The following is an 18,314-nucleotide window of genomic DNA, read 5'->3' as shown; positions in this document are numbered from 1 at the left end:
AGGGAACGCTATATGAAGTTTAAGTTTTGCACTCTTTCATTAATATTTGTCTCCAGTGCCACCATTGCAGATGAGTATCAATCATTTACCGATGCCAACTATCGCCTAGGTGATTATGGGTTCGCCGAGACCAATGATTTCTTAATTTCATCTCAGTACTATTTTGGATCCTTAAATAATATCGGTCCCCGCAAAGAATTTTCATATATTCTGCCTGTTTCAAATGTTTACGGAAGTTATTTTCGTAATGAACGAGAGTATGAAGGTGGTTTAGCTAATTACAATAGTACAATGGAAAGCTTTTCTGTTGGAGGTGAGTATTTTTCACAACAATTGAAAATTTTTGGAGGAGTGAGTGATTCTAACTCTAGAGGTTACCATGCAGGCATTGGCTACCTTTTCACCTCAAATTTTCTTGCGGAGGTTGAAGTAGATAAACAAGAATGGGACGTTGAGTATGAATCTTCCGTAGTAGAGTACGATGAAACAACGACTTGGCTGCGGGGAAGGTACAATCATCAAATAAGTGATACTGATTACATTGGGTTCTCTGCGCAGGTTGATGATGATTTTGATAGCCGCAGCATTTCCTCAAAATACTTCACGGCTTTATCTTCCGGGCGTTATTTGACTGCGGGACTGAATCTCAATGACAGGGATGGTATTGATCTTTATTGGGGGGCGGAAGTGGAGTTTTTCTTTAATCAGGATACTTCCGTTGGCGCTCGCTATGATGAATTTGATGACTTTGAGGTGAATGCTACTCATTTCTTTAACCGTAATGTTGCAGCAAACTTTTCATATGGTTCATCAACCGAATCGTCGTTGTATAATTTGGATATTTTTAGTATAGGTTTGACCGTCCAGCTCTGATCTAATTCTAAGAGATCTCTTGCTGTAAAGTCGCATCCACGTATTTCCGATTCGGAATTATTCCTACAATGGCCGCCGCTGCGGCCATTTTTTATTGTGCCAGTTTTAACTGAGAATTATTTCGAAGAGTGGCAGTCAAGATCGGTATGACCAAAAAATGTTGCTCCCTTTATTGTTTGGCCGCAAGACCGGAAAAACTGCGAGCAACTGCAATTAGTCAGATTCAGCTTCGATTCAGCTTGCGTGCCGCATAGTGCTGTCGCGTCTGTAGCTAAGCTACCGAATTGAAATCGTATTTGAGACGCTAGTCACAATTAATTCTTTTCATTGCACTGTCCATTTCCTTTGCTTAGAATCCGCGCCGAATTTATCTCGGGCTCAATTTTGCGAGTTTGGGTAAATCGGACGGGTACCAAAGTACTGATGTAAATTAAACAGGGAACACTTCCATGAAGTTCAAGTTTGCCGCACTTCCTCTTATGCTGGTTTCTGCTATTGCTTCCGCAGAGCAGTACAACTCTTTTACCGATGCCGATTATATTTCTGCCGATTATGGCAATTTCGATACCGATACACTGAGCGTACAGTCTCAGTATTATTTCGGCGCGTTGGAAACTCTGGGTCCGCGCAAGGAGTTCAACTACATTCTGCCGGTTTCCAATATTTATGGTGGCTTCCGCTACATGGACTATGATGGCGGCGATAGCGATAGCCTAAATATCGGCGGAGAGTATTTCACCGGTCAGTGGAAAGTATTTGGTGAACTTCAGGATTTGAATTCCACCAATGTCTACAGCGCTGGAGCCGGCTTCCTGTTCACTCCGAATTTGCTGGCTGAGGTGGAAGCGCGAAAAGTTGAAGACTCTGACACAGTTCTTTTTGTTCGCGGTCAATACAACCATCAACTAAGCGGTACTGACTACATCGGTTTTACCGCTGAAGTAGATGATGAATTTGATTATCGTCATGTATCATCTAAATACTTTACGGCTCTGTCTGGTGGTCAGTACTTCACAGCCGAGCTGGGTCTGACTGATGTGGCTGGAGATGATCTGTTCTGGGGTGGCGAAGTTGAATTTTACTTCAACGAAAATACCTCAATCGGTGCTGGTTATAGCGAAGCTGAAGATTACCAGTTTAATGCTACCCATTTCTTCAATCGCAGTGTTGCTGCCAAGGTATCCTATGGCTCCAATCGTGACTTCGACGATCTGGACATCTTCAGCCTGGGCGTAACCGTTCAGCTGTAATTTTCCAAATAGGAAAATTACCAAATAAAAAAGCGGGCGAATTTCTTCGCCCGCTTTTTTTCGTTTCTAAACTCGAAAAATAATTTTCAAGCTTACCCTTTGCTACCCAGCGCCTGCACCCGTGCCTGCGCCTTGGTGCCAATCTCCCCTTCCGATTCCGCTGCTATCTGATACTGGCTCAACGCATTCTTGGTATTACCCTGCTGCTCGTACACCTGCCCCAGGTAGTAATGGGCGTGCGGCGTATCCAGGTACTGGGTGGAGCGGTTCAGGTCGCGCTCGGCGGCGGTGTAGTTTTTCAGCTGAGCATTCAGCATGCCGCGCATCAGCCAGTTGGAAAACAGCGTGGGGTTTTTCTGTACCGCGGTTTCATAGGACTTCAGTGCCGGCTGGTACTGCTCCTTTTGTGCCAACAAGTCCCCTTCCAGCGCGTAAAAGGCCGCTTCCTTGGGCTGTTGCTGCTGTGCGCGGCGGGTCAGGCTCAATGCCTGGTCGTATTCTTTGTTCTTGGCCGCTTTGAGCGCATTGTCATAGCTCTTATATGCATCGGCATCGCGTCGCAACTGGGCAATAGCCTTCTGATACTGGGCGCGGTTGGTGGTGCCACCGCCGAGTTTCTTGGCGTGTTTGATATTGGCATCCACTCGCGACTGCGACGGCGGGTGGCTGGCGAACAGCGCTTCCAGGCCACCGGACTGGCTGCCCTTGGACAGTTCTACAAACTTCTCCTGCAGACGCACCGCGCCCTGGGGGTCGTAGCCGGCAGCGGCCATATAGCGCATGCCGTACTGGTCGGACTCCAGCTCGTTATCGCGGCCGTACTTGGCGATATAGGCGGAGCCGCCGAACTGGCTGCCGGCAGAAATCAGGTCGCCGTAGCCGGTGTTCTGGGTGGTGGCGCCGAGAATGGCGATACCCGCTCCGAGGATCTGCTGCTGGGACATGGCGGCGGCGGAGTGGCGCGCGGCGGCGTGAACGATTTCGTGGCCCAGTACCGCGGCGAGCTCCGCTTCGTCTTCCAGCAGTACCAGCAGGCCGCGGTTGACCGCGATCTTGCCGCCGGGCAGTGCCCAGGCGTTGGGTGTGGAGTTGTTCAGTACCACGAATTCATAGGGCAAGGTGGGCTGGTCGGAGACCCTGGCCAGTTTCTGCCCTACGCCATTCACATAGCTCTGCAGCGCCGGGTCCACCAGGTACTGGCCGCCCTGGGTCTGCTGGGCCTTGGGATACTGTTGCGCGCCCAGGGCCACTTCCTGGTTCTGGGACATCAGCGACAGCTCTTTCTTGCCGGTAACCGGGTTGACCGCACAGCCAGCAATACCGGCGGTTACCGCAGCGGCGATGGCGGTGGCCAGGAGTCGGTTTGAGATTGAACGCGGAAACATGATCCTCTCCCTGTATAATGTTCGATCTTTTGGCGCGGCTCGACACAGCGATCTGTGGAGCCAGTTCAAGGCCGATTATTGTACACAGTCCGGGGAGAGAGGTTATGACGACCGCACTGCAGATTATCGAATTATTCGCCGGTACCAATCCGGATGGCGAGCCAGTGGTGGAGCGGATGCAGGTACGGGTCAACGAAGACGACAGCCTGCAGCTGGTACGGTCCCCGGCGTTTATCAAGGGCATTGCCAGTGGCGACACCATCAAGGTCGACCGCACAGACCCCGACAAACCGGGCTTTGAGCTGATCAAGCGCTCCGGCAATCTGGCGGTGCGGATCTTCTGCCGCGGCGACAGCACCAAGTTGTCGGACCAGCTGACCCCGCAACTGGAGAAGCTCGGTGGCGAGCTAGACATGGAGAGCCCGCGTCTGCTGGTGTACAGCATCCACGTCAGCTGTGGCTTCGCTGAAATCGAGCAGATCCTCAACAGTGCCTGCGACGGCGCCAACAGCGTCTGGTACTACGGCAACGTCTACGACCCGGTGGACGGGCAGACGCCGCTTAACTGGTGGCAGGACATCCTGAAACCGGAGTAAGCCCGGAATAGCTTACCCCTGCCGCCACTCGGAATTGATGAAGACGTTATTTTCATGCTGATAGTTATTTCCCCTGCAAAAACCCTGGATTACGAAAGCGAGATACCCCAACTGGACGCCACCCAGCCGGACTTCCTCAAGGAGTCCGCGGTGCTGATCAAGCAGCTCAAGGTGCTGAGCCCGCAGGACATTTCTGGCCTGATGAAGATCTCGGACAAGCTGGGCCTGCTCAATTACGACCGTTTCCACAGCTGGAAGCGGCCGTTCAGTGACAGTAACGCGCGCCCGGCCTTACTGGCGTTCAAGGGCGACGTGTACACCGGGCTGGCGGCGGAAACCATGAACAAGCGGGATTTCGCCTTTGCGCAGAAACACCTGCGTATGCTCTCCGGCCTCTACGGTCTGCTGCGCCCGCTGGACCTGATGCAACCCTACCGGTTGGAAATGGGCACCAAGTTCGCCAACAGCGGCGGTAAAAACCTGTATGAATTCTGGGATGGCAAGATCACCGCAGCGCTGAACGAGCAGCTGACAGCCGTGAAAAGTAAAGAGCTGGTGAATCTCGCCTCCAACGAGTATTTCAAATCCGTGCAGCCGAAAAACCTGCAGGGTGAAATCATTACCCCCCACTTCAAGGACTGGAAAAACGGCCAGTACAAAATGATCAGCTTCTTCGCGAAAAAAGCCCGCGGCATGATGAGTCGCTGGGCCATCGACCAACGGGTGAAGAAGGCGGAGCAACTGAAAGACTTCGACGTGGCCGGTTACTATTTCAGTGAAGAGCACTCCAAAGGCAACGATTGGGTGTTCCTGCGCGACGAACAGCCGGTCTGAGCACAATGACAATGGAATCCCAGCTGCCAGACGCGCCTTCCACCGAGCGCAATCGCCAACCGATACTGGAGCACCTCCAGCGGTTGCTGGTGAATAGCCGGCATTTGCTGGAAATCGGCAGCGGCACCGGCCAGCACGCGGTGTATTTTGCCCCGCGCTTGCCCCGGGTAACCTGGCAGACCTCGGAGCGCCTTCAGAATCTGCACGAAGTACAGGCCTGGTTGAACCACAGCCCGGCAGACAATCTGCCGGCACCCGTGGCGCTGGACGTGACCGGGAATTGGCCATCACTCCGTGTGGATGCGGTGTTTACCTCGAATACCCTGCACATCATGCCGGCCGCTGCGGTGGAGGTGTTTTTCGCGCGTCTGAAAAATGTATTGCAGCCCGGTGGTCAGCTGATCGTTTACGGTCCGGTAAAAATCGCCGGGGAATACATAGGCCCGAGCAATGCGGATTTTGATTGTTGGCTGAAGGAGCAGGATCCCCTGCGGGGCATTCGCGATCTGGAGTGGCTGGATCAACTGGCTGCGGTGGAAGGTCTGGTGCGCACGGAAAACAACGACCTGCCGGCGCACAATCAGTTGCTGGTGTGGCAGCTGGCGGGATGATCCCGCAGCCTTGAACAGAGACACATTTGACCTGAACCAAGACCCGGCACAGGCAAGTGACTCAGGTAAGTAATTCTGGAAAGTAACTCAAGTAAGTAATAAGAGGAGCGCATTATGCCCCCATGGTTTGAAACCACCCTCGCGATCTTCGCGGCCATTGCCGCGGTGTTTTTCTTCGGGAAATACCGCGAAACGGCCGCCGCACTACATGAAGCGGAGCGTATGAAGCACAAGCTCTCCAAAGACCTGGATCGATACCGGGATGTGCCCCAGTTGCGGGCCCTGCGCGATAGTTTAGTTGGCGAGCGCAAGTTGCCGGAAGATGACGACGGGCGCGAGCACCTGCTGATTCGCGATAGCGGGCGCAAGCTGGTGCATATCACAGTGCAGAAAACTGCCAGCCCCGTGGCCGGTGATGAAAAGATCCACTACCAGTCCGGCGGCGAACAGCAGCTGTTACAGGAGTTGGAATAGGAGTTGGAATAATTTCTCGTTTGAGCGCTGCCGTTAGTAAAAAGCCCCGCATAGCGGGGCTTTTTTGTGTGAGTGAGATTAAATCCGGCAGCTGATCGAGACTTAACGCTCGATGCCCGCGTGTTTTTGGTCACATGTTTCTGTTGATTGGTTTCTCAAAATAGCCAAAAAGGGCCATTGAGGCGCCAAATCTTTGCCGGTATTTTTGCACAGCAAAAAAATCCTAATAACGCTGCATACAAAAATTTCTGACTAAAGATAAACAGGATACGGATGAACATGTGGACCAAAAATAAACTTGCCAGCATGGTTGCTGTGGGGGCGATTCTGGGGACGGCGCCGGTAGCGGCAGAGGTATTTTCCGGGCGCGGTACCGCCATGGCCGGCGCCGGGGTTGCCGGTGGAGACTACACCTACAGTGCCTTGATCAACCCGGCGACCGCGACCAACTTCAAGGAAAATGACGATTTTGCCACGACCTTCGATTTTGGCCTGATCGCCAACAACGAAAATGAATTCCTCGATACCAGTGAAGATCTGACCGACTTTATCGAGGAGCTCGACGGCTACACCGCCAACCAGAGCGATGCCGATTACATCCTGTCGCAGCTGGAAATTCTCGACGACTCCCGTCTGACCCTGGATGCCGGCGCCCAGCTGACCATCGCTGTGCCCAACAGCCTGGCCTCGGGCGTGCTTTTCGTGCGCCAGTCTGCCTTTATCGCCACCGACGTCCAGCTGGCGGATTCCGATGTGGCACTGCTGGAAAACTTCGGCGAACAGCTTTTTGACGAAAACGACCTGCAAACGGCGGCGGGCGCCTTCGGTTACAGCATGCAGGAAATCGGTTTCGCCGCCGCGCGGCAATTTACCTTCGGTGGCTACCAGGTTTCCCTGGGAGCCACGCCGAAGCACCAGCGTGTGGAAACCATCGAATACATCGAAACCATTGCCGGCTTCGACAGCGATGATTTTGAAGCAGACGATTACACCCTGGAGCACACCAACTTCAATATCGACTTCGGTGCCACCATCAACTGGGGCGAGCTGCAGGGCGGTATCTCCCTGCGCAACGCCCTGGCCCAGGAGTACGAAACCGTTCAGGGGGGTGTGGATATTCGACTGGACCCGCAATTGACCGCGGGCGCCGGTTACACCGGTGAAATCTTCACTGTGCTGGCAGATCTGGACCTGAACTCGGTGGAGCTGTTCGACGGTGCCGGTGCAGTGCAGATTGCCCGCCTGGGTGCAGAAGTGGATCTGTTCGACTGGGCTCAGTTGCGTGTGGGCTACCGCCACGACCTGAAAGGCACCTACGACGGCGCTCTCACCGCCGGTTTCGGCTTCAGTCCCTTCGATGTGGTGCACTTCCACCTGTCCGCCATCAAATCTTCCGACGACACGCTGGGCGCCGCCCTGCAGTTCGGACTAGAGCTGTAAACCAGTCTCCGGATCGCCAATCTCTTGATCGCAAATCTCTTGATCGGTAGTACTTGGGGCCCTCGGGCCCCTTTTTTATGGGTGGCCTGTGAGCCCGTCCGGCGTCACGCTGAACTCACCGCGGTCAGCTTTTGTGATGGGAAGTTGAGGGTAAAGGTACTGCCGCGGCCGGGCACACTGGTCACACTCATATTGGCACTGTGGCGCAACAGCACGTGTTTGACGATGGCCAGACCGAGTCCGGTACCGCCACTTTCCCGCGAGCGGCCCGCATCCACGCGGTAAAAACGCTCGGTCAGGCGCGGGATATGCAGGGAATCAATACCGATACCGGAATCCTTCACCGAAAAATGCCCGCCCGCCGCGTCCACCTGCCAGCGCAACTCGATAGGCCCGCCATCCGGGCTGTACTTCACCGCGTTGAACGCCAGATTGGCAAAGGCGCTGTGCAGCTCACCGGCATCTCCGGTAATGGTGCAATCCTCATCAAAATGCACCGAGATATCGTGGCGCTTACCACTCAGCGAACGCGCCTCACCGGCCACCCGCTCCATCAACTCCCGCACCGAAACCTTGTCCCGGCCGCTGTCGCGCTCCGAGGTTTCCAGCCGTGCCAGCAACAGCAGATCATTCACCAGGCTGGTCATACGCACCGTCTGCTCGCTCATCTGCCCCAGCGGCCGCTCCCAATTGCGCGGCGCCTGGCCGCTGAGCTGCAGGGTCTCCAGATAGCCCGCAATCACCGTCAGTGGTGTGCGCAACTCGTGGGAAACATTCGCCACAAAATCCCGCCGCATCTGTTCCAGGTTATGCAATCGCGTCACATCCCGCACAATCACCAGCGCCTCATCCTGGCCGAAACGGGTGACCTCCATCTGTAAAATACGCGAATCGTCCCCCGGCGCCGGCAGTGTAATCGGCTCCTGAGACCCGCCGCGCCGCCCCGACATCCGCTGATAGATATGCTCCACAAAGCGCGGGTCGCGCACAAAATTCACCAGCGGCTGGCCCGCATCGTCCGTCTGCAGCCGCAACATCTGTCCCGCTGCCGGATTCCACCAGGCCAGATTGCCCTCATCTTCCAGCGCCACGATCCCCTCGCGCAGTGCACTGGTACTGTCCTGCACCCGGCGTAGCATCGAGTGGAGCTTCTGCTTCTCTTTGCGGTGGCGGCGCTGCATGCGATAGAAATCGTCGGAAATATCCCCCCAGACCCCGAAACTGGTGGGCGCCGGGCCGCGGCGGCCATTGGAGAGCCAGCGATCGAACTGGTTCTGTTGCCAGAGCAACCAGAAGAGGTAAACGGTGAGGCCGGAACAGAGTGCCAGCCACCAGTGGCCGGTGGAAAAACCGAAAATCGTGGTGCCGAGGGCGATGACGATAAAACGCGAGAACTCGCCAATACTGCGATCGAGCATGATGGTTGGGCCATCTAGGTAAAAGGGCGAAGTCGGCGCTACTTGATTCGTAGTGCCGAACTGTAAGCGAAGGTCGGGCGGCGGGTATGGGTTTTTGAAAGCGTCGGCGACAGGGATGTCGCCGACGCAGCGTACAGGGACGTATTCACAGCGGTTTCAAAAACCCATACCCGGTGCTCGACCGCCACAAGACTCTCTACAGAGTCATCAAAAACGAACGCGGGATAGGATTACACCCTTTCCACTGTCTGTACAGAAAAGCGGTAACCGGTGCCGCGCACTGTCTGGATATAGCGCTCGTGGCCATCGACGGTGAGCGCCTTGCGCAGGCGACGGATATGCACATCCACAGTGCGCTCCTCCACATACACATTGCCACCCCAGACATGGTCCAGCAGCTGAGTGCGGGTATAGGCGCGTTCCTGATGCGACAGGAAAAAGGTCAGCAGGCGAAACTCCGTCGGCCCCATATCCACCGGATTGCCATTGATCGTCACCCGGTGACTGATCGGATCCAGCACCAGACCACCCGCCGTCAATGGCTCCTCCGGCGTGCTCGGCCCGGCGCGGCGCAACACCGCCTTCAGGCGCGCCACCAGCTCGCGGGGAGAAAACGGCTTGGTGATGTAATCATCGGCGCCGGTCTCCAGCCCCTTGATCTTGTGATCCTCCTCACCCTTCGCGGTCAGCATAATGATCGGCAGCGAAGACGTCAGTTCATCCCGCTTCAGGCGGCGGGCCAGCTCAACCCCGGACACATCCGGCAGCATCCAGTCCAGCAGAATCAGGTCCGGCTTCTCATCGATCACCAGCGCGTGGGCCGCCTGGGCATTTTCCGCCTCCAGGCAGCGGTAATCCGCCATCTCCAGGGCTATTCGCAACATGTCCCGGACCGGGGCCTCGTCGTCGACTATGAGAATCGTCTTGCTATGCATCTGGCTGCCATACCCTAGCTATTTTGTTGTCACTCAATGGACATATCTTAGAGTGGCCATTTAACGTCACTTTAATGACAAATATATGACAGGCGTTCGTGAATCCCGGCTGGAGAGCAAGCGCAGGCGGTTAGTTGACAAGATAGTGGAAGAAAATTCCCGCAAAAATCGCAGCGCCGACCCAATTGTTGTTCAGGAACGCGGTAAAACAGGGATCCCTTTCCCGGTCGCGGATCAGCCACTGCTGGTATCCAAACAGCCCCGCCGCCACCGCAACCCCCGCGTAGTAGTGGCCACCCAGGTCGGCGCGGCCCGCCAGCATCAGCAGTGCCACAATTACCATCCCCTGCAGGCAGGCGGTCATCATCCGGTCCATGTCGCCGAACAGAATTGCGGTGGATTTGACCCCGATTTTGAGGTCATCGTCCCGGTCCACCATGGCATAAAAGGTATCGTAGGCCACTGTCCACAGCAGGTTGGCGGTAAAGATCAGCCAGGCAGTGGCCGGTATCTCGCCGGTGACCGCGGCAAAAGCCATGGGGATCCCCATACTGAAGGCCGCGCCCAGTACTACCTGCGGCAAGTGGGTATAGCGTTTGGCAAACGGATAGCAGAAGGCCAGCGCCAGCGCGGGCAGCGACATGAGAATGGTCAGCGTGTTGGTGGTCAGTACCAGCAGGAAGGCCAGTAGCATCAAACCGGCAAACAGCATCAGGGCGCCCTTGGGAGTGGCGGCACCGGTCGCCAGTGGACGCTGGTTGGTGCGCTTGACGTGCCCGTCGATCCTGCGGTCGGCAAAGTCGTTGATCGCGCAGCCGGCCGCGCGGGTCAGGATGACGCCGAGGGTGAACACCGCAAACAGGTGTAGTCCGGGCCAACCTTTGGCGGCGATCCACAGCGCCCACCAGGTGGGCCAGAGCAACAGCAGTGAGCCGATGGGGCGATCGAGCCGGGCCAGCTGCCAGTACGGCAGGGCTGCGGGCCAGTGTTGTCCGATTTGCGCACTGATTTGTTGGCTGATCATTTGCATCGGGTTTCCGGTTCAGGCCAAAGGCGGTGTCTGGGGATTGAAACTGTTGAGAAAGGTCTCCGCAACCAGCAGCGGTTTGTCGTGCAGCCAGAAAGTGGAGCGGCGGCCCCAGGCGGTCGGTTCTTCACCGGTTAGTTCCGCCAGCTGGCAGCGGGGATTGCGGGCGAGCCGGTTGAGGACAATGGGGCCGCGGCGGATATCGGGCTGGCTGAACAGCAGCTCGCCGAGGGGTCGGTTGTCGAGGTTGCGCAGGTAGCGGGATTTGCCGTCCAGGGTGCGCTCCGGGAGTACGCTGCGGGCGTAGACCCAGGGTCGCTGGTCGGCGCCGTAGAGGAGTACTTCGCGCACCAGGGCGTGGGTGCGCTCCTTGATATTGAGCGTGCGGCGCTCTTCCAGGTGTGGCTGCTGCCAGCCCTGGCTGAGGATCTGTACGCTAAACTGGCCGTTGCTGAGATGCTTGAGGGCCGCGGTGAGGGAGCCGGGATGCAGCAGCCAGGGCAGCAGGTTTTCCGGGGGCGTGTAGCCGTGCAGGCTTTCCAGCGGCTGTGGATGCCAGTCGCCGACCGTCACGTAGGGAGACTCGTAATGGGACTCTTTGGGGGAGTGGTACAACGCAGACTCCGCGCAGGTTCAAATAGCCACATTGTACCTGACACTCAGGCCGGGGGAACGGCTTGGCTTTGCCCGCCGTAGCCGCTGCCGATATAGTGGCGCCGAAGTTGGAAATAAAAAAACAGGAATGACCATGGGGCTCACCAAAAAAATCGTAATCGCCATGATCGCGGGTATCGCGGTCGGGCTGCTGTGCAATGTGCTCAATGTCAGCCAGGCACTGGGGGCGGGGTTTACCGACTTTATCAACAACTATTTGACCAACGGTCTGTTTGATATCGTCGGACGCATTTTCATCGCCTCATTGAAGCTGATGGTGGTACCGCTGGTGCTGGTGTCCCTGATCTGTGGTGCCTGTGCACTGTCGGAAGGCAGCCGGGTGGGTGTGCTCGCGGGCAAAACTGTGCTGCTGTACCTGTTGACCACGGCGGCGGCGATCACGCTGGCGCTGGTGCTGGCGCTGGTGATCCAGCCCGGGGTAGGTATGGAGCACCTGACTGGGGACGCGAGTTTTGAGCCGAAACCTTCGCCGCCGCTGTCGGAGGTGCTGGTCAACATCTTCCCCACCAACCCGGTGGACGCGATGGCCAAAGGCAATATGCTGCAGATCATCGTGTTTGCACTGCTGATGGGGTACGCCATCTCCCGCAGCGGCAAGCCGGGGCAGCGCATTGCCGGCTTCTTCAATGACCTGAACGAAGTGATCCTGCGCATGGTTGGGGTGCTGATGGTCTTCGCCCCCTACGGTGTATTTGCACTGCTGGCGAACAAGATTGCGCAGCTGGGCTTCGATGCGATTCCGCAGCTGGCCAAGTACTTCGGCGTTGTGCTGCTGGCGCTACTGCTGCACGCTTTCGGTGTCTACTCGCTGCTGTTGAAGCTGCTTTCCGGCCTGAACCCGGTGAAGCTGATGAAAAAGATGCGTCCGGCCATGGTGTTCGCCTTCAGTACCGCCTCTTCTGCGGCCACCATCCCGGTGACCCTGCAGACGGTGGAAAAGCGCCTGGGGGTGGATAACAAGGTGGCGTCCTTCACGGTTCCCCTGGGAGCGACCATCAATATGGATGGTACGGCGATCATGCAGGGGGTGGCGACGGTGTTTATCTCCCAGCTGTACGGGATTGAAATCGGCCTGATGGGCTACCTGACCGTAATTCTGACCGCGACCCTCGCCTCCATCGGCACCGCCGGGGTGCCCGGTGTCGGTCTGATCATGCTGGCGATGGTGTTGCAGCAGGTGGGCCTGCCGCTGGAGGGCATCGCGATTGTGATGGGGGTGGATCGCCTGCTGGATATGGTGCGCACTGCGGTGAACATTACCGGGGATTCCGTGGTCAGCACGATAGTGGCCAAGAGCGAGGGTGCCCTGGACCTGGATACCTTCAATGACGACAACTACAACAGTGTGGTGAACGACGGCGAAGAGCGCACTTCCACGGCCTGATTGCTGTGCAATAAAACAAAAAAGGGGCGAACCGTTGCGCGGTTCGCCCCTTTTTTTATCTGTTTTTGTCCCTGTCTTTTTACCTGAATTAGCGCGAATGCTGCTCGCGGGGCCTAAAGCGCGGCCATCTCTTTCAGCTGGTCGGCTTCCAGGTTGCTCTCCATGGATTCCACCAGCTCTTCCACCAGTTCGGTTAGGGCCTTTTTGATGGCCTCCTCGGTGTTGTCACTGCCTTCGCGGCCGTCGTGGTAAGTGCGGATCGCGTATTTGCGGGTGATATCGAGATCGTCGATGGTGATGCGCTGTTCGCGCAGCGCGGTGCCGCTGCGATTTTGCAGCATGTAGCTGAATTCGCCGGTCAGGGCGATGTTGCCCTGCTCCAGGTCGTAGCTTTTTTGCGGCTTGATCGCGCTCAGGTGTTTGATCACCTTGAGCTTGAGGTTGTTCTGCAGGCTCAGCACCCCGTCCTGCTGTACCAGGGGAACATCCTCACCGTCCAGGTAGTCGGTGAGCTCCCTTGCCAGTTCACTGTGCAGGTGCTGGGTATAGATGCGCAGGGCCTGTTGTTTCAGGTCGGCGAGACCGCCACCACTGGTGGCCTGGGCCAGCATCAGTTGCAGGTTGCCGCTGGAGACCGGCATAGGCACATCGATGTCGATGGCAGCCGGTGCAATATTGAGGCTGGGGATATGCTCGTCACCTCCCCAGAAGCCATTTTGCGCCTGCGCCTGTGCGGCGAATGCGATAGTGCCAAGACTGAACAGGCCGGCCAGTGCCAGCTTGCGCACATTGAATGTTCTCATGCATCTTTCCCTGTTTTGTTTTTATACCGGGATACTTTTTATTAGCGGCTTTTTATAGGCGGCGAATCTTATAGGTGGTGAATAGTTTCGCTCTGTCGTTGTAGCGTCGCAGTAACAGGCTGCCATTTATTGGTACGGAGAGCAAAATTTTTCGGTGACTTGTGCGTCAGTAGTAGTCTTTTTTGTGCGCTGTGTCTTGGCGGGAATTGTTAGGCTAGTGTAGATAGGCGACGTTTGGGCGGGGCTGAAGGGGACTGAATGGGGCTGGAGGGATGTCTGGGAGGCGCTGGAAGGAAGTGTGCGGCGGAGTGGTCCGCCGCCGCGGGGGAAAAGGGTCAGCCCTTGCCGGTAATTTCCAGCAGGCTGTCTGCTTCCAGGTCGCCCTCGATGCGATCGAGAATGCGCTCAACCAACTGATTTAGCATCTGCTCCAGCTCTTCGCCGGTATTGTCTTCGTTGTCGCCACCGCTCAGTGAGGTTTTGATCTCGTATTTGCCCTTGAGGCGCAGTTCGGCAATATCCACACGTTTTTCTTTCAGTACCCTGCCGCTGGGATCCTGCAGGCGGAAATGGTAGTCGCCAGTGGCTGACAGGTTGCCCCGCTCTACTTCGTAGTCCCCCCGGTTCTTGAGGCCGCTCAACTGTTTCACTACCGAGATATCCACAAAATTGTGCAGGGTAAGTGAATGGTTGTCGGTAATCAGCGGCACTTCCTCATCGGCAAAAAATTCTCGCAGGCGGGCATCCAGTTTGCGCCGCAGCTGTTCGGTGAACTCGCGAATGGCGGTTTCCTTGGCGGCGGAAACGCTGCTGCCCGCGGTGGCCTGGGCCAGTAGGGCATCAAAGTCGTTCCCCTGTAGCGGGGTCGGAATATCGGCGGCAATTTCCGCATGGGCCAGAGTGATATGGGGCAGAGGTTTTTTGTTGCCGCCGCCAAAAAGATTCTGGGTATAGGCGGGTGCGGCAAACAGAACGGCAGCGCACATTAGGCCGAAGAGTACTGCTGAGCGTTTGGTTTGGCTGTTCACTGGGGAGCTTCCTGATTTTTTATTGTCGTGTTTTATATTCACGTTTTGCTGTCACGTTTTGCTGTCACGTTCGATGGGAGGGGGTGGCTGCGGGGCGAGCTGTTCCCCGGGGGGCGCCCGTCTGCATTAGCTCCTTTGTACTAAACGAGGTTGTAATGCGCTGTTATAGGGAGGCTGCCACCCCGGGCGGAAGATCGCAAAAATATTGGTGACTGCTAGTGACTAATTAGTCTTGGCAATGGGCAGGTGGGCAAAGAAATGGCGCCGTAGTTCGCAAAAGCGACAAAAAACCGGAATTGTGCGGATTAGGAGGTGCGGCTCAGGCTTCGGCGAAACGGGGTTTGTTGTGCAACCAGCGGCGCACCAGGGCGCTGCGTGATTCGGGAGTGAGTTCCGGTGCGGCGGCGATCTTCTGCACCTGTGGTAGCAGGTGGGCATCCCGCTGCAGGTCGGCAATCCGGTGCTGTATTTCGCCGGTCTGGCGAGTACCGAGGATTTCCCCCGGGCCGCGCAGGCGCAGGTCTTCCTCGGCGATGGCGAAGCCGTCCGCGTGGCTGCGCAGTGCCTGCAGCCGTGCGCGACCGTTGGCAGACAGCGGCGTGCTGTACATGAGTACGCAGTGGCTGGCGATGCTACCCCTGCCGACGCGCCCTCTCAGCTGGTGCAGTTGCGCCAGACCCAGGCGCTCCGGATTTTCGATGATCATCAGGCTGGCATTGGGCACATCCACGCCCACCTCGATAACCGTGGTGGCCACCAGCAAGTCCACGTCGCCGGCCTTGAACGCTTTCATTACCTGATCTTTGGCATCCGGCTTCATGCGCCCGTGTACCAGGGCGACGCGCACGCCGTTCAGGGTGTCCGCCAGTTCCTCGGCGGTGGATTCGGCGGCCTGGGCCTGCAGGGTTTCCGACTCCTCGATCAGTGTGCAGACCCAGTAAGCCTGGCGGCCTTCGCCCACGGCGTTCTGTACCCGCTCCATGACGTCGTAGCGGCGCTCACTGGAGATGGCCACGGTGTTGATGGGCTGGCGTCCGGGAGGTAATTCGTCGATTACCGAGCAGTCCAGATCGGCGAAGGCAGACATGGCCAGGGTGCGCGGAATCGGAGTGGCGGTCATGATCAGCTGGTGGGGCTGGGTGCGCTGTTGGTTTCCAGGAGTGCCCTCGACCGATCCTTTTTCGCGCAGCCGAAGTCTTTGCGCGACACCAAAGCGGTGCTGCTCGTCGATGATCACCAGCGCCAGGCGGTGGAAGTCCACCCCCTCCTGAAACAGGGCGTGAGTACCCACCACCAGCTGTGCATCGCCACACTCGATGGCGGCCAGCTGTGCGCGCCTTTCGGCGGCCTTCATACTGCCGGTGAGCCAGGCCACGGTAATGCCCAGAGGCTCCAGCCAGTTGCTGAAATTGATCCGGTGCTGCTCGGCAAGAATTTCCGTGGGTGCCATGACTGCGCACTGGTGACCCGCGCCAATGGTCTGCAGTGCGGCGCGGGCGGCGACCAGGGTTTTTCCGGCGCCAACGTCCCCCTGCAGCAGCCGCATCATGGGCACCGTGCCGGCGAGATCGTCGGCAATCTCCCTGCCAACCCGCTGTTGCGCGTTGGTTGGTGAAAACGGCAGGCGTGCGAGGAAGTCCCGCTCCAATGCGGCATTTCTCTCTAATGCCGGGGCAGCCACCTTGGCCGCACTGCGGCGCAGCTCCAGCAGGCTCAGGTGGTGGGCCAGCAGCTCTTCCAGTGCCAACCGCTGCTGTGCCGGGTGCTGCCCTTCTGCCAGCTGTGACAGGTCCGTATTGGCCGGTGGCTGGTGCAGGTACATCAGTGCGCCGGCCAGGGGCATCTGCATTGCCCGCGGCAACAGCGGGGCCGGCAGCAACTCGGTGACATTACCCTCCGCCAGCCAGTCCAGTCCCTGGCCGATCAGTGCGCGCAGGCGCCCCTGCCCCAGCCCCTCGGTCAGGGGATAAATGGGGGTGAGGGTTTCCGCGGCGGGGGAAATATCTTCCCCCAGAACTTCGGTTTCTGGGTGATAAAGTTCTACGCCGGCACTGCCGCGGCGGGCTTCGCCGTAGCAGCGCACCCGGGTGCCGGGAGTGAGGCGGTCTTTCTGTGCCGCAGTGAAATGGAAAAAACGCAGGGTGATACTGCCGGTGGCATCCTGCAGGCGCACCGCAAGGCTGCGGCGACGCCCGAAAACCACATCAGCGGCGCGCACTTCACCCTCGATTACTGCGTCCATTCCCGGGCGCAGGCCCGCCAGGGGAACCACGCGGGTGCGATCCTGGTAGCGGGCCGGCAGGTGGAATAGCAGGTCCTGCAGCGAACTGATGTGCAGCTTGGCCAGGGTCTCCGCCAGCTTTGCCCCTACCCCCTTGAGAGCCGTGACCGGAATTTCTGCCAGTGGTTTTTGGCCCGCGTTCTGCTTGGGGTTCACGGGCTCTTGAGTTGGCACTGGTTAATGGCGTCGCGCAGCATGTCGATGGCGCGGTGGCGTGGGAAGCTGGCCCGCCAGGCCAGTGCCACGGTGCGCTGGGGCGCCGGTGCCACAAAGGGACGGGTGACCAGGACGCCGGTGGCATACTGGGAGGCGGCGGCCGCGGACAGCGGCAACACCGTAATGCCGAGGCGCGAGGCGACCATATGTCGCAGGGTTTCGAGGGAGCTGCCGTCGGCGGCAGTGCGGATATGGCCGATGCCGCTGTCTTTCTCGATGGTCTGCTGCAGCTGCGGGCAGGCCTCCAGTACCTGATCGCGGAAGCAGTGGCCCTCACCCAGCAGCAATACGTTGTCTTCGCACAGTTGCTCCGGGGCCAGGGCATCGAATTTGGCCAGCGGGTGGTCGGAAGGCATCAGCACCACGAAGGGCTCGTCGTACAGGGGCTGGGTAACCACATCCGGCTCGGTAAAGGGCAGCGCCAGGATCACGGCGTCAAGCTCACCCTTGCGCAGGCGTGCGCGCAGAGTGGAGGTATAGCCCTCCTCCACAAACAGCGGCATCTGCGGCGCCAGCTGCTGCAGCTGGGGAATGAAATGGGGGAACAGGTAGGGCCCTATGGTGAAGATGGCGCCCACCGACAGCGGGCTGCTCAGCTGGTCTTTACCGGCACTCGCAATGTCCCGGATGGCGGCTGATTGCTCCAGCACCAGTTGCGCCTGGGCAACGATGCGTTCGCCCAGCGGGGTGGCCTGCACGCGGGTTTTGGAGCGCTCGAACAGGGCCACGCCCAGCTCTTTTTCCAGTTTTTTTACCGCAATGGACAGGGTCGGCTGACTCACAAAACAGCGTTCAGCGGCGCGGCCGAAATGCTGCTCCTGGGCCAGGGTGACGATGTAACGCAATTCGTTGAGTGTCATGGCAAACACAATCAGATAAAACTTGGCGATAGAGTTTATTCATAAATACCCCCGGGCGGCCAGTAAAACTGCGGTTGCGGTGTATAAATGTCTCAATCTAGAAAAAAATGCTATTAGCATTGTTTATGGTTAGTAATTTTTGCTATTAACTTGCGCGCTTGGCCGGTGTGGTGGCGCTTCTTTTGCTATACGTATAAAGGCAAGTGTTCAAAACACACAAAGCG

Annotated in this window: 17 protein-coding genes; 8 read left to right on the top strand and 9 right to left on the bottom strand. The window is 57.6% G+C overall.

Translation table 11 applies throughout. The features are described 5' to 3' along the window. Positions 1–12: 12 nt before the first annotated feature. Positions 13–873, top strand: coding sequence for a putative porin (locus tag M0G74_RS11955; protein ID WP_248217264.1), 861 nt, complete (start codon positions 13–15; stop codon positions 871–873). A 449-nt stretch (positions 874–1,322) separates the two neighbouring features. After that, positions 1,323–2,123 (top strand): putative porin, encoded by an 801-nt coding sequence (locus tag M0G74_RS11950; protein ID WP_248217262.1) that lies wholly within the window; start codon positions 1,323–1,325, stop codon positions 2,121–2,123. Between the two features lie 92 nt (positions 2,124–2,215). Here the strand turns inward: M0G74_RS11950 and M0G74_RS11945 are convergent, their stop codons facing one another. Continuing rightward, complete coding sequence (locus M0G74_RS11945; RefSeq protein WP_248217255.1) at positions 2,216–3,508, bottom strand: M48 family metalloprotease; 1,293 nt, start codon at positions 3,506–3,508, stop codon at positions 2,216–2,218. A gap of 104 nt (positions 3,509–3,612) precedes the next feature. On the opposite strand from M0G74_RS11945, the gene M0G74_RS11940 reads away from it, so the two are divergent. From M0G74_RS11940 to traF, 5 genes are all read left to right on the top strand, one after another. Next, positions 3,613–4,104 carry a DUF4265 domain-containing protein gene (locus M0G74_RS11940; RefSeq protein ID WP_160151938.1) on the top strand — a complete coding sequence of 164 codons (492 nt, stop codon included), beginning with the start codon at positions 3,613–3,615 and terminating at the stop codon, positions 4,102–4,104. 54 nt (positions 4,105–4,158) lie between these two features. After that, a complete protein-coding gene (gene yaaA, locus M0G74_RS11935; protein WP_248217254.1) occupies positions 4,159–4,938 on the top strand; it encodes a peroxide stress protein YaaA in 780 nt (259 codons plus the stop codon). Positions 4,939–4,943: 5 nt separating this feature from the next. Continuing rightward, positions 4,944–5,549 carry a DUF938 domain-containing protein gene (locus M0G74_RS11930; RefSeq protein ID WP_248217251.1) on the top strand — a complete coding sequence of 202 codons (606 nt, stop codon included), beginning with the start codon at positions 4,944–4,946 and terminating at the stop codon, positions 5,547–5,549. A 114-nt stretch (positions 5,550–5,663) separates the two neighbouring features. After that, the gene (locus tag M0G74_RS11925; RefSeq protein ID WP_248217249.1) at positions 5,664–6,023 is read left to right on the top strand and encodes a hypothetical protein; all 360 of its coding nucleotides are present in this window, start codon (positions 5,664–5,666) and stop codon (positions 6,021–6,023) included. A gap of 279 nt (positions 6,024–6,302) precedes the next feature. Then, on the top strand, positions 6,303–7,463 hold the full coding sequence (traF, locus tag M0G74_RS11920) for a conjugal transfer protein TraF (protein WP_248217246.1): 1,161 nt from the start codon (positions 6,303–6,305) through the stop codon (positions 7,461–7,463). A 104-nt stretch (positions 7,464–7,567) separates the two neighbouring features. Here the strand turns inward: traF and phoR are convergent, their stop codons facing one another. From phoR to M0G74_RS11900, 4 genes are all read right to left on the bottom strand, one after another. Then, positions 7,568–8,881 carry a phosphate regulon sensor histidine kinase PhoR gene (gene phoR / locus M0G74_RS11915; RefSeq protein ID WP_248217245.1) on the bottom strand — a complete coding sequence of 438 codons (1,314 nt, stop codon included), beginning with the start codon at positions 8,879–8,881 and terminating at the stop codon, positions 7,568–7,570. 230 nt (positions 8,882–9,111) lie between these two features. Continuing rightward, the gene (gene phoB, locus M0G74_RS11910) at positions 9,112–9,816 is read right to left on the bottom strand and encodes a phosphate regulon transcriptional regulator PhoB (RefSeq protein ID WP_160151943.1); all 705 of its coding nucleotides are present in this window, start codon (positions 9,814–9,816) and stop codon (positions 9,112–9,114) included. A 130-nt stretch (positions 9,817–9,946) separates the two neighbouring features. After that, positions 9,947–10,840 (bottom strand): 4-hydroxybenzoate octaprenyltransferase, encoded by an 894-nt coding sequence (gene ubiA / locus M0G74_RS11905; RefSeq protein ID WP_248217243.1) that lies wholly within the window; start codon positions 10,838–10,840, stop codon positions 9,947–9,949. Positions 10,841–10,858: 18 nt separating this feature from the next. After that, positions 10,859–11,458, bottom strand: a complete 600-nt coding sequence (locus M0G74_RS11900) for a chorismate lyase (RefSeq protein WP_248217236.1) — start codon at positions 11,456–11,458, stop codon at positions 10,859–10,861. A gap of 133 nt (positions 11,459–11,591) precedes the next feature. Between M0G74_RS11900 and M0G74_RS11895 the strand changes: the two genes are divergently transcribed. Beyond that, positions 11,592–12,902, top strand: coding sequence for a dicarboxylate/amino acid:cation symporter (locus tag M0G74_RS11895; RefSeq protein ID WP_160151946.1), 1,311 nt, complete (start codon positions 11,592–11,594; stop codon positions 12,900–12,902). A 113-nt stretch (positions 12,903–13,015) separates the two neighbouring features. On the opposite strand, the gene M0G74_RS11890 is transcribed toward M0G74_RS11895, so the two are convergent. The 4 genes from M0G74_RS11890 to M0G74_RS11875 form a co-directional block, all read right to left on the bottom strand. Next, on the bottom strand, positions 13,016–13,705 hold the full coding sequence (locus M0G74_RS11890) for a hypothetical protein (RefSeq protein ID WP_248217234.1): 690 nt from the start codon (positions 13,703–13,705) through the stop codon (positions 13,016–13,018). A gap of 335 nt (positions 13,706–14,040) precedes the next feature. After that, the gene (locus M0G74_RS11885; protein WP_248217231.1) at positions 14,041–14,733 is read right to left on the bottom strand and encodes a hypothetical protein; all 693 of its coding nucleotides are present in this window, start codon (positions 14,731–14,733) and stop codon (positions 14,041–14,043) included. 319 nt (positions 14,734–15,052) lie between these two features. Continuing rightward, positions 15,053–17,170: an ATP-dependent DNA helicase RecG gene (gene recG, locus M0G74_RS11880; protein ID WP_248217230.1), complete on the bottom strand. Its 2,118-nt coding sequence runs from the start codon at positions 17,168–17,170 to the stop codon at positions 15,053–15,055. Beyond that, positions 17,167–18,090, bottom strand: a complete 924-nt coding sequence (locus tag M0G74_RS11875; RefSeq protein ID WP_160151950.1) for a hydrogen peroxide-inducible genes activator — start codon at positions 18,088–18,090, stop codon at positions 17,167–17,169. Before M0G74_RS11875 ends, recG begins: the two co-directional genes overlap by 4 nt. Positions 18,091–18,314: the final 224 nt, after the last annotated feature.

The sequence above is a fragment of the Microbulbifer sp. CAU 1566 genome (assembly GCF_023156515.1).
In the GTDB taxonomy this organism is placed as follows: domain Bacteria; phylum Pseudomonadota; class Gammaproteobacteria; order Pseudomonadales; family Cellvibrionaceae; genus Microbulbifer.
The sequence above is the reverse complement of the archived record's forward strand: the minus strand, read 5'-3'. Positions and strand labels throughout refer to the sequence as shown.